Source organism: Streptomyces sp. NPDC093089, assembly GCF_044754405.1.
Classification (GTDB): Bacteria; Actinomycetota; Actinomycetes; order Streptomycetales; family Streptomycetaceae; genus Streptomyces.
In genome coordinates this window covers 468775-485770 of the sequence record NZ_JBIVPA010000001.1, presented here as the reverse complement: position 1 = coordinate 485770, position 16996 = coordinate 468775, and the positions used below count along the sequence as shown (strand labels likewise).

The following is a 16996-nucleotide window of genomic DNA, read 5'->3' as shown; positions in this document are numbered from 1 at the left end:
TGTCGTGGCCGGTCGGCCGGGGACGATGAGGTGGGGTAAGCATGAACGCGCCGTATGACGGTGACCGCGGCCAGGGCGCGGGCGGCCCCGCGCCGCAGGGTGCCCCCGGCCCGCAGGGGAACGAGCCCTACCCGCAGAACCCGCAGGGGCACGCCCCTTACGCGCAGAACCCGCACGCGCAGGACGCCTACGGGGAGAACCCGCACGCCCAGGACCCTTACGTCCAGGACGCCTTCTCGCACGACCCGTACCGGGCGCAGGACCTGGCCGCGCAGGACCCGGTGGGCGAGGCCCTCTACGACCGGGCCGCGCACCCGCCGCCCCCGCCCGGCACCTACCAGGAGCCCCAGCCGCTCTACCAGCAGCCGGTCGCGCCCCAGCACGCTCCCGACCCCCGGGTGTGGGCGCAGACGCCCGCGCCCGAGCCCGAGGGCCCTTCCCGCCATCTGCCGTACGGCGACGACGCGCGCACGGTCCAGTTCACCGGTGTCGACGACCTGGTGACCCGGGCGGGCGAGGAGGAGCCCGAGCCGGACGCCTTCGCCCACCTGTACCGGGACCAGCAGACGCCCGGGCAGGTGCCGCCGCCCGCTCCCGAGCCCGACCCGCTGCCCGCCCCCGCGGCCAAGAAGTCCGGCCGCGCCTCCGGGCTGCTGAAGTCGAGCGCCGTCATGGCGGCCGGCACGCTGGTCTCCCGGCTCACCGGCTTCGTCCGCAGCCTGGTGATCACCGGCGCGCTCGGCGCGGCCCTGCTCGGTGACACCTTCACCATCGCCTACACCCTGCCGACGATGATCTACATCCTCACCGTCGGCGGCGGCCTCAACTCGGTCTTCGTTCCCCAGCTCGTCCGCTCGATGAAGAACGACGAGGACGGCGGCGAGGCCTACGCCAACCGCCTGCTGACCCTCGTGATGGTGGCGCTCGGCCTGATCGTGGCCCTCGCCGTCTTCGCGGCACCGCTGCTGATCCGGCTGATGTCGAACACCATCGCCGACGACGCCGCGGCCAACAGCGTGGCCGTCACCTTCGCCCGCTACTGCCTGCCCACCATCTTCTTCATGGGTGTGCACGTGGTGATGGGTCAGATTCTGAACGCCCGGGGCAAGTTCGGCGCGATGATGTGGACGCCGGTCCTCAACAACATCGTCATGATCGTCACCTTCGGCCTGTTCATCTGGGTGTACGGCACCTCCGCCGAGTCCCACATGGGCGTGCAGACCATCCCGGACGAGGGCATCCGCCTGCTCGGCGTCGGCACCCTCCTCGGCCTCGTCGTCCAGGCCCTGGCGATGATCCCGTACCTCCGTGAGACGGGCTTCCGCTTCCGGCCCCGCTTCGACTGGAAGGGCCACGGGCTCGGCAAGACCGTCAAGCTGGCCAAGTGGACCGTGCTCTTCGTCCTCGCCAACCAGGCCGGCGTCCTGGTCGTCACCCAGCTCGCCACGGCCGCCGGTGAGGCGTCGGGCAAGAACGGCGCCGGCTTCCTCGCCTACTCCAACGCCCAGCTCATCTGGGGCATGCCGCAGGCCATCATCACGGTCTCCGTCATGGCGGCGCTGCTGCCGCGGATCTCCCGCGCCGCCCACGACGACGACCCCGGTGCCGTCCGGGACGACATCTCGCAGGGCCTGCGGAACTCGGCCGTCGCGATCGTCCCGGTCTCGTTCGCCTTCCTCGCGCTCGGCGTTCCGATGTGCACCCTTCTCTACGCCTCCAGCGGCGTCGAGGCGGCCCAGGGCATGGGCTTCATCCTGATGGCCTTCGGCCTCGGCCTGATCCCCTACTCCGTCCAGTACGTCGTGCTCCGCGGCTTCTACGCCTACGAGGACACCCGGACGCCCTTCTACAACACGGTCATCGTCGCCGCCGTCAACGCGGCTGCCTCGGCGATCTGCTACGTCGTGCTGCCCGCCCAGTGGGCCGTCGTCGGCATGGCCGCCTCGTACGGGCTCGCCTACGCCGTCGGCGTCGGCATCGCCTGGCGCCGCCTCCGCAACCGCCTCGGCGGCGACCTGGACGGCACCCAGGTGGTGCGGACCTACGCGCGCCTCTGCATGGCCTCCGTACCCGCCGCGATCGTCGCCGGCGCCGTCGGTTTCGGCCTGTTGAAACTCCTGGGCGAGGGTGCCCTCGGTTCGCTCGTCGCCCTGATCGTCGGCGGAGCGGTACTCCTCGGCGTCTTCTTCGTCGCGGCAAAGCGCATGCGCATCGCGGAGTTGAACACCCTGGTCGGGATGGTGCGCGGGCGCCTGGGACGCTGATGCGACGGTCCCGCACAACCATCGGCGGGAACCGCGTGTCGTGCACAGCGTCGGACTGTGGGCACAATTGGCATGGCTGTTGGATGTGGCGCAACGGATGGGGAGGCAGGAACGACGGTGGCGGAACGTAGCACGGCTGCCGTCGACGTGGCCGACAACAGCGGTGACGACCCGCTGACCGCCAAGGCGGACACGGCCGCGACCGACGGGGTGGCGGAAGAGCAGAAAACGGCGGAGAAGACCGCCGAGGCCACGGAGAACAAGGCGGTCGAACGACAGGGCGGCGAACAGCCCTCCATCACGGCACCCGAACTGCACAGCGGGCACAAACTGGCCAGACGTTACCGGCTGGAGGAGTGCGTCACCCGTTTGGACGGCTTCAGCAGTTGGCGTGCGGTCGACGAGAAGCTTCGGCGCGCCGTCGGGGTCCACCTGCTGCCCGCCGACCACCCCAGGGCCCGTTCGGTCCTGGCCGCGGCCCGCTCCTCGGCCCTCCTCGGCGACCCCCGGTTCGTCCAGGTCCTCGACGCCGTCGAGGAGAACGACCTGGTGTACGTCGTGCACGAGTGGCTGCCCGATTCCACCGAGTTGACCACGCTGCTCGCGGCCGGCCCGCTGGAGCCCCACGACGCCTACCAGCTCGTCAGCCAGGTCTCCCAGGCGATGGCCGCCGCCCACCGCGAAGGCCTCGCCCACCTGCGGCTCACCCCGAGCGCCGTCCTGCGCAGCTCCACGGGTCAGTACCGGATCCGCGGCCTGGCCGTGAACGCCGCCCTGCGCGGCATCACCGCCGACCGTCCGCAGCGCAGCGACACCGAGGCCATCGGCGCCCTGCTCTACGCCGCGCTCACCCAGCGCTGGCCGTACGACAGCGACGCCCACGGGCTCTCCGGGCTTCCCAAGGACGTGGGGCTGCTTCCGCCCGACCAGGTCCGCGCCGGCGTCCACCGCGGCCTCTCCGAGATCGCCATGCGCGCCCTCGCCAACGACGGCGCCACCGCCTCGCGGCAGGAGCCGCCCTGCACGACCCCGGACGAGCTGGCCAAGGCCGTGGCGGCGATGCCCCGCGTCAAGCCGCCCGAGCCCGAGTACACCGCCCCGCCCGAGTACCAGCGCACGACGTACCAGCAGGGCACGTACGGCCGACCCCAGTCGCGTCCCGTCGTCCCCCAGCCGGTCCTCGTGCCTCCGCCCCCGCTGCAGAGCCGCACCGGCAGGGCGCTGAAGTGGGCCGTCTCGGCCCTGCTGATCGCCGCGCTCGGCCTCGGCAGCTGGCAGATCGCCGACCGGCTGCTCGCCCCGAAGCCCAAGAACGAGACTCCGATCGTGCAGCCCCCGGTCGACGAGAAGCCGCAGCAGCTGAAGCCGATCGCCATCTCGTCCGCCCAGGACTTCGACCCGCCCCCCGGGGGCAACGGCGAGGAGTACCCGGAGTCGGTGGCGAGCGCCTACGACGGTGATCCGAGCACCTTCTGGCACACCAAGAACTACACCACCGCGAACTTCGGCAATCTGAAGCGCGGCGTGGGGATCGTGCTGGACCTGGGCTCGGCCCAGCAGGTCCGCGAGGTCGACCTGTCGTTCGTCGGGCGCACCGCGGTGGAGGTCCGCACGGCTCCCGAAGGCGCCTCCTCGGCGCCGTCCACGGCCGAAGGGTTCACCGTCCAGGCGTCCGGAAACGACAGCGATGTGAAGCTGAAGTTCACCAAGCCGGTCACGACCCGCTACGTTCTGGTCTGGCTGACGGAGCTGCCCCTCACCGGAGGCGAGTTCCGCGGCCAGCTGACCGAAGTCAAGGTCATGGGCTGACGACCACAGGGGAGGGGGCTCACCGTTGGACCGTCCGATAGATGCCGCAGACGACCAGGAACTCCTGGCTCGTCATGTCGCCGGGGACCCCGATGCCTTCAGTGAGCTCGTGCGGCGCCACCGCGACCGGCTGTGGGCGGTGGCGCTGCGAACCCTGGGGGACCGCGAGGAGGCCGCTGACGCCGTCCAGGACGCCCTCATCTCTGCTTTCCGGGCCGCCCATACCTTCCGCGGCCAGTCGGCCGTCACGACCTGGCTGCACCGCATCACGGTGAACGCCTGCCTCGACCGCGCGCGCAAGACCGCCTCGCGCCGCACGTCCCCCGTCGACGACACCGACCGTTTCGAGCAGCTCCTCGGCCCCCACGAGTCGGCCGAGGCGCCCGTGGAGCGCCAGGACCTCCACCGCCAGGTGCTGGCCGCACTCGACGCGATCCCCGAGGACCAGCGAGCCGCGCTCGTCCTGGTCGACATGCAGGGTTACCCCGTTGCGGAGGCTGCCCGTATCCTCGGCGTCCCCGCCGGGACCGTGAAGAGCCGCTGCGCACGCGGGCGGGCGCGCCTCCTGCCGATGGTCACTCATCTGCGCGTCGACACCGTGGGTAACGAGGCCGTCGAAGGGGGAAGGAACCGGACGCCGGGGGGATCCGTCCCAACGGTGCCCGGGCCGACGGATACCGGACCGACTGATCCAGCTGCTGTGAAGGGCGGAGGTGGGCGCACGTGACTTTCACGGCCGGCAAGGCCGACACCACACAGCACCCGGACGTCTCGGAGATTTCCGATCTGACCGAGGGGCTCCTCTCGCCGACCCGCTCCGCGGCCGTCCGTCGGCACCTGGACGACTGTCCCCTCTGCGCGGACGTCCGGTCCTCGCTGGAGGAGATCCGGGGGCTCCTGGGCACCCTCCCCGGGCCTCCTCGTATGCCCGCCGAGATCGCCGGCCGGATCGACGCCGCGCTCGCTGCCGAGGCCCTCCTCAATTCCACCGCGCCCGAGAGCGAAGCCGCTGTTTCACGTGAAACATCGCGCCTCCCGGTCGAGGCCGCGACCCCCTCCCGTGCCCCTTCACCGGCCTCGGACCGTCCTGCGGGCAACTCTCGCGCCGCCACCGGCCCCGGGCGCCCCGGCAAGCCCCGCCGCCGCCGGATCGCCCTGCTGTCCACGCTCGGCGCGGCGTTCGGCGCCGTGGTCCTGGGGACGAGCCTGTACCTCAGCCAGGCAGGAAATCTGACCGCAGGCGACAGCGCCTCCGATACGAAGAAGGCCGACACCGTCGCCGGCGCGGCCCTGAGCCCCTTCTCCGGGTCCCCGGTCGAGGATCGGGTCCATGCGCTCCTGGCCGGGAACACCACCGCCGCCAAGACTCCCCAGGGCATCAGCCCCGAGTCGATGTCCTCCGAGACCGCCCCCACCGCCCCCCAGCGCAACCGGGACGACGCCGTACCCGCCTGTGTCCTGGCCGGCACCGGCCGCACCGACCCGGTACTCGGTCACGAGCGGGGTGAATACCAGGGCATGCCCTCCTATCTGCTGGTCCTGGCCGATCGCTCCGACAGCACGCGGGTCCAGGCCTATGTGCTCGACGCCTCCTGCGCCGACGGCTCCGCGGACGGTTCGAGCCCGGCCGCCGATGTCCTGCTGAGCCAGACGTACCCCCGCTCCTGACGTCTCTCCGCCGCGTCCACGGTGCCGCGCGGCGGTCTCGGGAATGCACGCCCCTTAGGATCCGTTGGGTGGGGTGAGAGCGACCGAGACAACCGCCCCCGTAGGCAGTGGCAGTCTGCAGAGACGAGGAAGAAACCCGTGAGCGACGTCCGTAACGTGATCATCATCGGCTCCGGGCCCGCGGGGTACACCGCTGCGCTCTACACGGCCCGAGCGTCGCTGAAGCCGCTGGTCTTCGAGGGTGCCGTCACCGCCGGTGGCGCCCTGATGAACACGACCGAGGTCGAGAACTTCCCCGGTTTCCGTGACGGCATCATGGGCCCGGACCTGATGGACAACATGCGGGCCCAGGCGGAGCGCTTCGGCGCCGAGCTCGTCCCGGACGACGTCATCGCCGTGGACCTGACCGGTGACATCAAGACCGTCACCGACACCGCCGGTACCGTGCACCGCGCCAAGGCCGTCATCGTCACGACCGGTTCCCAGCACCGCAAGCTCGGCCTGCCCAACGAAGACACGCTCTCCGGCCGCGGCGTCTCCTGGTGCGCCACCTGCGACGGGTTCTTCTTCAAGGACCAGGACATCGCCGTCGTCGGCGGCGGCGACACCGCGATCGAGGAGGCCACCTTCCTCTCGCGCTTCGCCAAGTCCGTCACGATCGTCCACCGCCGTGACACCCTGCGCGCCTCGAAGGCCATGCAGGAGCGCGCCTTCGCCGACCCGAAGATCTCCTTCGCCTGGGACAGCGAGGTCACCGAGATCCACGGCGAGCAGAAGCTGAGCGGTGTCACCCTGCGCGACACGAAGACCGGCGAGACCCGCGAGCTCGCGGTCACCGGCCTCTTCATCGCCGTGGGCCACGACCCGCGCACCGAGCTCTTCAAGGGTCAGCTGGACCTCGACGAGGAGGGCTACCTCAAGGTGGCCGCCCCGTCGACGCGCACCAACCTCACGGGTGTCTTCGGTGCCGGCGACGTCGTCGACCACACCTACCGCCAGGCCATCACGGCCGCCGGTACCGGCTGCTCCGCCGCTCTCGACGCCGAGCGCTTCCTGTCCGCTCTCGCCGACAGCGAGAAGCTGGCCGAGACCCCCGCGGTCTGATCCACCGACTTCCGCCCCCTACACCCCGCGAGATCAAGGAGGCCGCTGTGGCCCTCAAGACTGTGACCGACGCTTCCTTCGAAGAGGACGTCCTCAACAGCGACAAGCCCGTCCTGGTGGACTTCTGGGCCGCCTGGTGCGGACCGTGCCGCCAGATCGCCCCGTCGCTGGAGGCCATCGCCGCCGAGCACGGTGAGATCGAGGTCGTGAAGCTCAACATCGACGAGAACCCGGCCACGGCCGCCAAGTACGGCGTCATGTCCATCCCGACGCTGAACGTCTACCAGGGTGGCGAGGTCGTGAAGACCATCGTCGGCGCCAAGCCGAAGGCCGCGATCCTGCGCGACCTGGAGCCCTTCGTCGAGGCCAAGGCCTGATGATCGTCCGCTGTTTCACGTGAAACAGCGAAGGCCCGTCCCCGAGAGGGGGCGGGCCTTTCCGTTTCCCGAGGGTCCCGACCAAGGCCCACCCGGGGGTTGTTCGCGGCCCACACGGGGGTCGTCCGCGGCTCAGAGCGGCCGTAGGGCCGGCTCCTTCTGTACGGCGCCGAGGAGGCGGTCCAGGGCCATCTCGACGTCCTCCTTCCAGGAGAGCGTCGTCCTGAGCTCCAGTCGCAGCCGAGGGAAAGCGTGATGCGGGCGGACGGTCTTGAAGCCCACCGCGAGAAGATGGTCGGCGGGCAGCACGCAGGCGGGTTCCTTCCAGCGGGCGTCCCCGAACGCCTCGACCGCCTTGAAGCCCCGCCGCATCACGTCCTTGGCCACGGTCTGCACGATCACCCGCCCCAGCCCCTGCCCCTGGTAGCCCGGCATGATCCAGGCCGTCATCAGCTGGACGGCGTCCGCCGCCACGGGGCTCGTCGGGAAGGCGGTGGAGCGCGGCACATAGGCCGGGGGAGCGTAGAGCACGTAGCCGACGGGCACCTCGTCCACGTAGACCACCCGCCCGCAGGATCCCCACTCCAGCAGAACGGCCGAGATCCAGGCTTCCTTCTCGAGCTCCGGGCGACCCGCCTTGACCGCCGCTTCCCCACTGACCGGGTCGAGCTCCCAGAAGACACACGAGCGACACCGCTTGGGAAGATCCGGAAGGTTGTCCAGCGTGAGCGGTACGAGCCGACGCCCCACGACCTCTCCCCGATTCCCTCGCCATCGAGTACGAATACGCCTCTCGGAATCGTATCCATCGGGCTATCAGGGCGATACCGCACACAGGCAAAGGGCGGGCCGCGTTCCGGTGAATCCCGGAGCGAGGCCCGCCCTGAGCGGAGGTGCTGGAACGGAAGGGGTCAGCCCTGCTCGCCGCTCTTGTTGTCCATGACGCGGCCCTCTCCGGGAGCCAGCGTCGAGAGGATGCGGTCCAGATCGTCCATCGAGGCGAACTCGACGACGATCTTGCCCTTCTTCTGGCCCAGGTCGACCTTCACCCGGGTCTCGAAGCGGTCCGACAGCCGGGTCGCGAGATCCGAGAGCGCCGGCGACACCCGGGCTCCCGCGCGGGGGCCCTTCTGCTTGGCCGGGGCCCCGGGCTCCGAGCCCATGAGCGTGACGATCTCCTCGACGGAACGCACCGAGAGTCCCTCGGACACGATCCGGTACGCCAGCTTGTCCTGGGCCTCCGGGTCCTCGACGCCCAGCAGGGCGCGGGCGTGACCGGCGGAGATCACTCCGGCGGCAACCCGGCTCTGGACCGGCGGGGAGAGCCGCAGCAGCCGGAGCGTGTTGGAGACCTGCGGGCGCGAGCGTCCGATCCGGTCGGCCAGCTGGTCATGGGTGCAGTTGAAGTCCTTGAGCAGCTGGTCGTACGCCGCCGCCTCTTCCAGCGGGTTCAGCTGAGCTCGGTGCAGGTTCTCCAGGAGGGCGTCCAGGAGAAGCTTCTCGTCGTCCGTGTGCCGCACGATGGCCGGGATCTTCTCCAGGCCGGCCTCGCGGCAGGCACGCCAACGCCGCTCGCCCATGATGAGCTCGTAGCGCTCGGCGCCCGCCTGGCGCACGACCACGGGCTGGAGGAGACCGACCTCCTTGATGGAGGCGATCAGCTCGGCCAGGGCGTCCTCGTCGAAGACCTCACGCGGCTGACGCGGGTTCGGCGTGATGGAGTCGAGCGGCAGCTCCGCGAAGTGTGCGCCGGCCGGGGACGCCGGGGCGGCCACCGCCTCCGGCTCGTTCCACGACACCATCGATTCCGGGGACTGGGCACTCTGGGGAAGCGTCGCCAGCTTCGCGGCGGCCACACCGCGCTCCGCGGTCAGGACGGGGGCCGAGCCGGAGGAGGCCGCGCCCGCCCCGGCACCGGCCACCGGCACCTGCCGTTCCTGGGGAGCCGTAGGAATCAGCGAACCGAGTCCGCGCCCCAGTCCCCTACGTCGCTCGCTCACTGGATCCCCTCCGACATGCTGCGCTGGTTGTTCTGGTGCCCTACCTGGGCGTGCCCGCTGTGGGCGTGCCCTCCGTGGGCGTGCTGGGGGTCGTAGTACACGGCCGCCCCCCGCAGGGCGATCTCACGGGCCGCTTCGAGATACGACAAGGCTCCGCTGGAGCCCGGGTCATAGGTGAGGACCGTCTGGCCGTAGCTCGGCGCCTCGGAGATGCGGACGGACCTCGGAATGCTGGTCCGCAGCACCTCCTCGCTGAAGTGGGTGCGCACCTCTTCGGCGACCTGGGAGGCGAGCCTCGTCCTGCCGTCGTACATGGTGAGCAGGATCGTCGAGACGTGAAGCCCGGGGTTCAGGTGTCCTCGCACCAGGTCGACGTTCCGCAGGAGCTGTCCGAGCCCCTCCAGCGCGTAGTACTCGCACTGGATCGGGATCAGCACCTCGGCACCCGCCACCATGGCGTTGACCGTGAGGAGACCGAGCGAGGGCGGGCAGTCGATCAGGATGTAGTCGAGCGGCTGCTCGTACGCCTGGATCGCCCGCTGCAGACGGCTCTCACGGGCCACCAGCGACACGAGCTCGATCTCGGCACCCGCGAGGTCGATGGTGGCGGGAGCGCAGAAGAGGCCCTCGACTTCCAGGACGGGCTGCACCACTTCGGAGAGCGGCCTGCTGTCGACCAGGACGTCGTAGATCGAAGGGACCTCGGCGTGGTGGTCGATGCCGAGCGCCGTGGAGGCGTTGCCCTGCGGGTCCAGGTCGATGACCAGGACCCGTGCCCCGTGCAGGGCCAGGGACGCGGCAAGGTTGACCGTCGTGGTCGTCTTGCCCACGCCGCCCTTCTGATTGGCGACCACCATCACGCGAGTCTGGGCCGGTCGGGGAAGCCCCTCACCGGCACGACCCAGGGCTTCTACTGCCAGTTGGGCAGCACGACCAATGGGGGTGTCGTCCATCGGGGGCGGTGTTTCACGTGAAACATCCTCCCCCACCGATTCGGTTCGGGGACCGGGGACCGGATCGGTCATCGGTCCCGCGATGTTGGCGTCGGACCGCAAGGATTCACTCTCCTCGGCTTCAGGCTCGCGATGAGGAGAGCCTGCCATGCTTTCGGGGTCGTGAACCAGCGAGGTCGGTGGTTCTGTGGGCGAATCCACCTCTGTGGACAACTCCGTAACCCTCGCGAGTGGCTTCATGCGGGGGCCGCGGTCCCGGGGCGTGGTGGCCGCGCGACCGCGGCTGATGATCCCCTGCAGCAGTGAGCGACGTTTCACGTGAAACACCATGCCCCTGCTGCCCGGCCAGGACCGCTCGACACTCCGAAATGGGGCGTATCCGACGCTCAGCGGCGCCGACGGGTCTTGCTCGTACGGGCCGCCTTGGCCCGCTTGGCCGCGAAACGCACGCCGCCCGGGCTCTCACCGACCTCCACGCGCACGACGGTGGTCATCGGGTCGACGATCCCCTCGCCGACCTGGAGCACCGAGGTCTCCACCACACCGAGCCGGGAGAGGGCGGCACGGGCACCGTTGATCTCCTCCTCGGCGGTGTCCCCCTTGAGCGCCAGCATCTCGCCGTACGGGCGCAGCAGGGGAACGCCCCAGCCCGCCAGCCGGTCCAGAGGAGCCACCGCGCGGGCGGTCACCACGTGCACGGGGGTGATCTTGCCGAGCATCTCCTCGGCCCGTCCGCGGACCACGGTCACGTGGTCGAGGCCGAGCAGTTCGACGACTTCCTGGAGGAAGTTCGTCCGGCGAAGGAGCGGCTCCAGGAGCGTGATCTTCAGGTCGCGCCGGACCAGGGCCAGGGGGATGCCGGGAAGGCCGGCGCCCGAGCCCACGTCGCAGACGGTGACGCCCTCAGGGACGGCCTCCGCGAGGACGGCACAGTTCAGCAGGTGGCGTTCCCAAAGCCGCGGGACCTCGCGCGGGCCGATCAGACCGCGCTTCACACCCGCGTCCGCGAGGAGCTCCGCGTAGCGCACGGCCTCCGGGAAGTACTCACCGAAGACTGTTCGCGCCTGCTCCGGCGCCTCGGGGAGCTCCGCTGCCTCCGTCACGGGAACCGTCCTTCCGTACCGCACGCTTCACGTGCGAGCGCACTGTGATGGCTGACTATCAGGCTGACAAAGATCGGCCCCGCCTGCGAACAGGCGGGGCCGACACTACGTGAGGGGTCAGGCGGGGAGCACGACGACGAAGCGCTGCGGCTCCTCGCCCTCGGACTCGCTGCGCAGACCGGCCGCGGCGATCGCGTCGTGCACGACCTTGCGCTCGAACGGCGTCATCGGGTCCAGCTTGACCGGCTGGCCGGTGGACTTCACCTCGTCCGCCGCCTTGGCGCCCAGCTCGGCAAGCTCGGAGCGCTTCTTGGCACGGAAGCCGGCGATGTCGAGCATCAGTCGGCTGCGGTCACCGGTCTCCCGGTGCACGGCCAGGCGCGTCAGCTCCTGGAGAGCCTCCAGGACCTCACCGTCGCGACCCACGAGCTTCTGCAGCTCACGGCTGCTGGAGTCGCTGATGATCGAGACCGCTGCCCGGTCCGCCTCGACGTCCATGTCGATGTCGCCGTCCAGGTCGGCGATGTCGAGCAGGCCTTCGAGGTAGTCGGCCGCGATCTCACCCTCCTGCTCCAGGCGGGTCAGGGTGTCGCCACCCTCGGCGGCGGCGGAGGTGGTGCCTTCCGTCACGGATGGACTCCTTCTTGCTTCGTGGAGGCTTACTTCTTGGACGACGGGTGCTTGGGCCGCTGCTGGCCCTTGCGCTGGCCGGACTTGCCCTGGCGGGAGCCTCCGGAGTTGGCACGGCTCGGACGCGCGGGCTTGTCGCCCTGTGCCTCGCCCTTGGCCTCGGCCTGGCCCTGCGGCTTCTTCTCCAGCGAGGTGGTCGCCTGCTCGGCGGCCGGCTCGGGGGCTTCCTCGGTGTCCTTGACCGCGGCCTGCGGGGCGGATGCCTGGCGCTGGGCCTTGGTCTGGCGCTTGGGCTGCTGGCGCTTGGCCGCGGCACCACCCTCGGCCTCGGCCTCGATCGTGTCGCCCTTGATCACGGTGCCGTCGGCCTGGGCCGCGAAGCCGGCCTTGGAGAGGCCCACGAAGAAGCGGCGCTCGTTCTCGTTGCGGTCGCTGCCCTTGGCGACGATCACCTTGACGATGGCCTTGCGGCGGCGGCCGCGGACCTCACCGTGCTGCGTGATGCTCTTCAGGAGCCGCTGGAGGTAGGAGTCCTGCGCCTTGCTGCCCGGGGTCGGGTTCTGGTTGATCACGTACATCTGCTGGCCCATGGTCCACACGTTGGTGGTCAGCCAGTAGACGAGGACACCGACGGGGAAGTTGATGCCCATGACGGCGAAGATCACCGGGAAGATGTACATGAGCATCTTCTGCTGCTGCATGTACGGCGTCTTCACCGTGAGGTCGACGTTCTTCATCATCAGCTGGCGCTGGGTGAAGAACTGCGAGGCCGACATCAGGACGATCATGATCGCGGTGACGATGCGGACATCGGTCAGCGAGGCGCCGAGGGCCGCGACGGCCTCGGGGGAGTCCATGAACTTCGAGGCGATCGGGGCACCGAAGATGTGCGCCTGACGAGCGCTGTCGACCAGCTGCTGGTTGAGGACACCGATCTCCTTGCCCTCCGCGATCGAGGAGAGCACGTGGTACAGAGCGAAGAAGAACGGCGACTGCGCCAGGATGGGAAGGCACGAGGAGAGCGGGTTGGTACCCGTCTCCTTGTACAGCTTCATCATCTCTTCGGACTGACGCTGCTTGTCGCTCTTGTAGCGCTCCTGGATCGCCTTCATCTTCGGCTGGAGCGCCTGCATGTTCCGCGTCGACTTGATCTGCTTCACGAAGAGCGGGATCAGGCAGATGCGGATCAGCACCACGAGGGACACGATGGACAGGCCCCAGGCCCAGCCCGTGTCAGGGCCGAAGATCGCTCCGTACACCTTGTGGAACTGGACGATGACCCAGGAAACGGGCCAGGTGATGAAGCTGAACAGACTGGCAATCGTGTCCACTAATCAGGCTCCTTGAGCATTGGGCGAGGTCTCGGCGGCCGGGCTCGTCTCGGCGGGGGACCCGCCCTTGTCGCCGCGCAGCGCGTTCCGCAGCATCTCGTGCCAGCGGGGGCGCTTGCGCGGAGGTACGTGGTCCACACCGCCGGGCGACCACGGGTTGCACCGCAGGATGCGCCAGGCGGTCAGGGCCGTGCCCTTGATCGCGCCATGCCGGTCGATGGCCGTGAATCCATAGTGGGAACACGACGGGTAGTACCGGCAGACGGGCCCGAGAAGCGGGCTGATCGTCCACTGGTACAGCTTGATGAGAGCCAGCAGCGGGTACTTCATCGCGTGCCCCCTCCCAGCAGCCGCTGGAGAGCGGCGTCCAGGTCTCGGGCCAGCTGTGCGTGGTCGGCGTCGCCGGCTCCGGGCAACGCCCGTACGACCACCAGGCTACCGGGGGGCAGCTCGGCGAGTCGGTCGCGAACGAGGTGGCGCAGGCGTCGCTTCACCTTGTTGCGTACGACCGCAACTCCTACGGCCTTGCTCACGACGAAACCCGCACGCGACGGGGGAGCGCTCTCCCCAGGCGCGTGCGGGTCCGTTGCACCGCTGCGTAGGTGGACGACGAGGAGCGGGCGACCGGCCCGGCGACCTCGGCGTACCGCGGTTGCGAAGTCCTCGCGCCGCCTCAGCCGATTCTCGGTAGGCAGCACGTCATGACCTGTTTAAGTGGATCAGGCGGACAGGCTCGCGCGACCCTTGCTGCGGCGGTTCGCCAGGATGGCGCGGCCGGCACGGGTACGCATGCGCAGGCGGAAACCGTGGGTCTTCGCGCGACGACGGTTGTTCGGCTGGAAGGTGCGCTTGCTCACTCGGGGGCTCCAGAAATGATTCGGGTGGTGGCGGGACATCGCCTGGCTGTCACCGTGCGCCCACGAGTAGCTCGTATTCGCTCGAGTGCACCGCTTGGCGACCACAAATCGTGATCTTCGCCCATCGGAGGCAGGCGGCAGCAGCCATCGACAACTCGACCTGGTTACGGTACGCGCGGCTACGCCATCCGGTCAAACCGGCCTGCCGTCACCCCCCATTGTGCACAGGCTGTGGACAACAACTTGAACCACGTCAGTCGGCCCGACTACCGTGGACGGTCTCCACAATCTTTTGCCGTTCTGTCCCACCTGTCCTCAACGGACACGTCCTCACGGACTTCGACCCCCTGTTCCCGAGAAGCACACCTCGTGGGACCTGCGAGAAAGCGTGCCCTGTGGCTGACGTACCTGCCGATCTTGCCGCAGTGTGGCCACGGGTCCTCGAGCAGCTTCTCGCCGAAGGCCAGCAGGGCATCGAGCCCAAGGACAAGCAGTGGATCGAGCGCTGCCAGCCGCTCGCCCTGGTTGCGGACACCGCACTCCTCGCGGTGCCGAACGAATGGGGCAAGCGCGTCCTCGAAGGCCGGCTCGCCCCGCTGATCAGCGAGACGCTCAGCCGCGAGTGCGGCCGGCCGATCCGGATCGCGATCACCGTCGACGACTCCGTCGGCGAGCCGACACCGCCCGCGCCCGCCGCACAGCAGCCGCCCCGCTACGACGAGCGCGCGCAGCCCGAGCCGTACGAGAAGTACGACGGGTACGGCCACCGGCCGATGCCCGGTGACGGTCTGCCCACGGCGCGCCCCGCCTATCCGGACTACGGACAGCAGCGGCCCGACCCCGGTGCCTGGCCGCGCACCCAGGAGGACCTCTCCTGGCAGCAGCCGCGGGGCGGCGGCTACCAGGAGCGCGCCCCGTACACCGGACCGGACCAGTCGCGGCAGCCCCGCTACGACGAGCCGTCGCGGGGTTACGAGCAGCAGCGGCCCGAGCGCGCCGAGCTGCCCGACCCGCAGAACCACGGCGCCCGGCCCGGTCCCCGGCCGGGCGGCGGCCCGGTCCCCGGTCCCGTGGGCGGCCCGGGCGGTCACGGCTCGTCGTCCGGACAGGGCGGCGGGGCCGGCGCTCCGGGCGAGCAGCACGCGCGGCTCAACCCCAAGTACCTCTTCGACACCTTCGTCATCGGTTCCTCGAACCGGTTCGCGCACGCGGCCGCCGTCGCGGTGGCCGAGGCGCCGGCCAAGGCGTACAACCCGCTCTTCATCTACGGGGAGTCGGGTCTCGGCAAGACCCACCTGCTGCACGCGATCGGACACTACGCGCGGAGCCTCTACCCGGGCACGCGCGTGCGGTACGTGAGCTCCGAGGAGTTCACCAACGAGTTCATCAACTCGATCCGCGACGGCAAGGGCGACGCGTTCCGCAAGCGCTACCGCGACGTGGACATCCTGCTCGTCGACGACATCCAGTTCCTGGCGAGCAAGGAGTCGACGCAGGAGGAGTTCTTCCACACCTTCAACACCCTGCACAACGCGAACAAGCAGATCGTGCTCTCCTCCGACCGGCCGCCCAAGCAGCTGGTGACCCTGGAGGACCGGCTGCGCAACCGCTTCGAGTGGGGCCTCACCACCGACGTGCAGCCGCCGGAGCTGGAGACGCGCATCGCGATCCTCCGCAAGAAGGCGGTGCAGGAGCAGCTCAACGCCCCGCCGGAGGTACTGGAGTTCATCGCCTCGCGGATCTCCCGCAACATCCGCGAGCTGGAGGGCGCGCTGATCCGGGTGACGGCCTTCGCGAGCCTCAACCGGCAGCCGGTGGACCTGGGGCTCACCGAGATCGTCCTCAAGGACCTGATCCCCGGCGGCGAGGACAGCTCCCCGGAGATCACCGCGCCCGCCATCATGGCGGCCACGGCCGACTACTTCGGTCTGACGGTGGAGGATCTCTGCGGATCCTCCCGCAGCCGCGTGCTGGTGACGGCCCGGCAGATCGCCATGTACCTGTGCCGTGAGCTCACGGACCTGTCGCTGCCGAAGATCGGCGCGCAGTTCGGCGGCCGGGACCATACGACGGTGATGCACGCGGACCGCAAGATCCGCGCCCTGATGGCGGAGCGACGCTCCATCTACAACCAGGTCACCGAGCTCACGAACCGCATCAAGAACGGCTGACGCGGGCCTCGACGGCCTCCGAAGGGCGCTCCGGGACACCTCCCGGGGCGCCCTTCGGCGTTTCCGGGGACCGGCGGCGGGCCGGGGACGCGGGTCCGCTGTTCGATTACGCCGTTCCGGTGGAAGGTTCTCCACAGATTGGGGGATGATCTCCCGTCCACAGGGTGGGGACTGCCAAGTTATCCGGAACCTGTCCACAGGCGGTGCTGTTGACAGACCATCACGCCAGGTCAGGCCCCTGTGGAATTGTTGGCAACCGATCCCCACAGCCTGTGGATAAAACTTCTGTCCACAGGGGGCCGAGAGAGTTGTCCACTGGCTGCCCACAGGGGACGGCTGGTTGCCCACAGCTTCTCCACACCGCTGTCCACTGTTCGGCAACAAAACGCCCCCTCTCACCAGGCCGAGTGAAAGCGGTCACACCAAGGGAGACGTTTGGGCTGTGGGGAACCTGGGGAAAGCTGGGGACAGCGCTGGGGAGAACTCCCCGTGGCCTGTGTATGGGGTGTGCAGAACTTTCCCGTGTCCACAGAGACCCCTGGTTTTCCACGGGTTCCACCCACAGGGTCGGTGGACAAAAAACTGCGCTTGACCTGCGAAAACGACGTTATCCACCGTTTCCACAGGCCCTACTACTACTCCCACTTAGAGTTAGCTAGGAATCCGCTTCGAAGTGGGGCCTGTGCACAACTCGGCGCCGGAGCTCCGACGCGCTCTTGTCGCGACTTG

Annotated in this window: 16 protein-coding genes; 7 read left to right on the top strand and 9 right to left on the bottom strand. The window is 69.5% G+C overall.

Annotated features, from left to right (window positions below):
* Positions 1 to 41 precede the first annotated feature (41 nt).
* The 6 genes from murJ to trxA all read left to right on the top strand — a co-directional run bounded on the left by murJ (position 42) and on the right by trxA (position 7222).
* The gene (murJ, locus tag ACIQFX_RS02320) at positions 42 to 2264 is read left to right on the top strand and encodes a murein biosynthesis integral membrane protein MurJ (protein ID WP_402458009.1); all 2223 of its coding nucleotides are present in this window, start codon (positions 42 to 44) and stop codon (positions 2262 to 2264) included.
* Positions 2265 to 2381: 117 nt separating this feature from the next.
* Positions 2382 to 4073 (top strand): protein kinase family protein, encoded by a 1692-nt coding sequence (locus ACIQFX_RS02315; protein WP_402458007.1) that lies wholly within the window; start codon positions 2382 to 2384, stop codon positions 4071 to 4073.
* A 25-nt stretch (positions 4074 to 4098) separates the two neighbouring features.
* Positions 4099 to 4800 (top strand): RNA polymerase sigma factor SigM, encoded by a 702-nt coding sequence (gene sigM, locus ACIQFX_RS02310; protein WP_402458004.1) that lies wholly within the window; start codon positions 4099 to 4101, stop codon positions 4798 to 4800.
* Positions 4797 to 5741: a hypothetical protein gene (locus tag ACIQFX_RS02305; RefSeq protein WP_402458002.1), complete on the top strand. Its 945-nt coding sequence runs from the start codon at positions 4797 to 4799 to the stop codon at positions 5739 to 5741. Before sigM ends, ACIQFX_RS02305 begins: the two co-directional genes overlap by 4 nt.
* A 138-nt stretch (positions 5742 to 5879) precedes the next feature.
* Positions 5880 to 6845, top strand: coding sequence for a thioredoxin-disulfide reductase (gene trxB, locus ACIQFX_RS02300; RefSeq protein WP_376483783.1), 966 nt, complete (start codon positions 5880 to 5882; stop codon positions 6843 to 6845).
* Between the two features lie 47 nt (positions 6846 to 6892).
* Entirely contained in the window at positions 6893 to 7222 is a 330-nt protein-coding gene (gene trxA / locus ACIQFX_RS02295; RefSeq protein ID WP_367822222.1) for a thioredoxin, read from the top strand.
* Between the two features lie 132 nt (positions 7223 to 7354).
* Here trxA and ACIQFX_RS02290 read toward each other — a convergent pair whose 3' ends face one another.
* The 9 genes from ACIQFX_RS02290 to rpmH all read right to left on the bottom strand — a co-directional run bounded on the left by ACIQFX_RS02290 (position 7355) and on the right by rpmH (position 14096).
* Positions 7355 to 7972: a GNAT family N-acetyltransferase gene (locus tag ACIQFX_RS02290; protein ID WP_402457997.1), complete on the bottom strand. Its 618-nt coding sequence runs from the start codon at positions 7970 to 7972 to the stop codon at positions 7355 to 7357.
* Positions 7973 to 8133: 161 nt separating this feature from the next.
* Positions 8134 to 9222, bottom strand: coding sequence for a ParB/RepB/Spo0J family partition protein (locus ACIQFX_RS02285; RefSeq protein ID WP_402457995.1), 1089 nt, complete (start codon positions 9220 to 9222; stop codon positions 8134 to 8136).
* A complete protein-coding gene (locus ACIQFX_RS02280) occupies positions 9219 to 10325 on the bottom strand; it encodes a ParA family protein (protein WP_402457992.1) in 1107 nt (368 codons plus the stop codon). The genes ACIQFX_RS02285 and ACIQFX_RS02280 overlap by 4 nt, the downstream gene beginning before the upstream one ends.
* 236 nt (positions 10326 to 10561) lie before the next feature.
* Positions 10562 to 11278, bottom strand: coding sequence for a 16S rRNA (guanine(527)-N(7))-methyltransferase RsmG (gene rsmG / locus ACIQFX_RS02275; protein WP_402457989.1), 717 nt, complete (start codon positions 11276 to 11278; stop codon positions 10562 to 10564).
* A gap of 117 nt (positions 11279 to 11395) precedes the next feature.
* Complete coding sequence (locus ACIQFX_RS02270; RefSeq protein WP_376483791.1) at positions 11396 to 11908, bottom strand: protein jag; 513 nt, start codon at positions 11906 to 11908, stop codon at positions 11396 to 11398.
* Between the two features lie 29 nt (positions 11909 to 11937).
* A complete protein-coding gene (gene yidC / locus ACIQFX_RS02265) occupies positions 11938 to 13239 on the bottom strand; it encodes a membrane protein insertase YidC (RefSeq protein WP_402457986.1) in 1302 nt (433 codons plus the stop codon).
* 3 nt (positions 13240 to 13242) lie between these two features.
* A complete protein-coding gene (yidD, locus tag ACIQFX_RS02260; protein WP_352018112.1) occupies positions 13243 to 13569 on the bottom strand; it encodes a membrane protein insertion efficiency factor YidD in 327 nt (108 codons plus the stop codon).
* Positions 13566 to 13937, bottom strand: coding sequence for a ribonuclease P protein component (gene rnpA / locus ACIQFX_RS02255; RefSeq protein WP_366303017.1), 372 nt, complete (start codon positions 13935 to 13937; stop codon positions 13566 to 13568). Before rnpA ends, yidD begins: the two co-directional genes overlap by 4 nt.
* A 21-nt stretch (positions 13938 to 13958) precedes the next feature.
* Entirely contained in the window at positions 13959 to 14096 is a 138-nt protein-coding gene (gene rpmH / locus ACIQFX_RS02250; protein WP_005482975.1) for a 50S ribosomal protein L34, read from the bottom strand.
* A gap of 395 nt (positions 14097 to 14491) precedes the next feature.
* Between rpmH and dnaA the strand changes: the two genes are divergently transcribed.
* Positions 14492 to 16267 (top strand): chromosomal replication initiator protein DnaA, encoded by a 1776-nt coding sequence (gene dnaA, locus ACIQFX_RS02245; RefSeq protein ID WP_402457982.1) that lies wholly within the window; start codon positions 14492 to 14494, stop codon positions 16265 to 16267.
* Positions 16268 to 16996: the final 729 nt, after the last annotated feature.

Bases quoted from the DNA above. Each gene is read 5' to 3' on its own strand.
- murJ (WP_402458009.1), top strand. From the start codon at position 42: ATGAACGCGCCGTATGACGGTGACCGCGGCCAGGGCGCGGGCGGCCCC.
- ACIQFX_RS02280 (WP_402457992.1), bottom strand. From the start codon at position 10,325: ATGGCAGGCTCTCCTCATCGCGAGCCTGAAGCCGAGGAGAGTGAATCC.
- yidD (WP_352018112.1), bottom strand. From the start codon at position 13,569: ATGAAGTACCCGCTGCTGGCTCTCATCAAGCTGTACCAGTGGACGATC.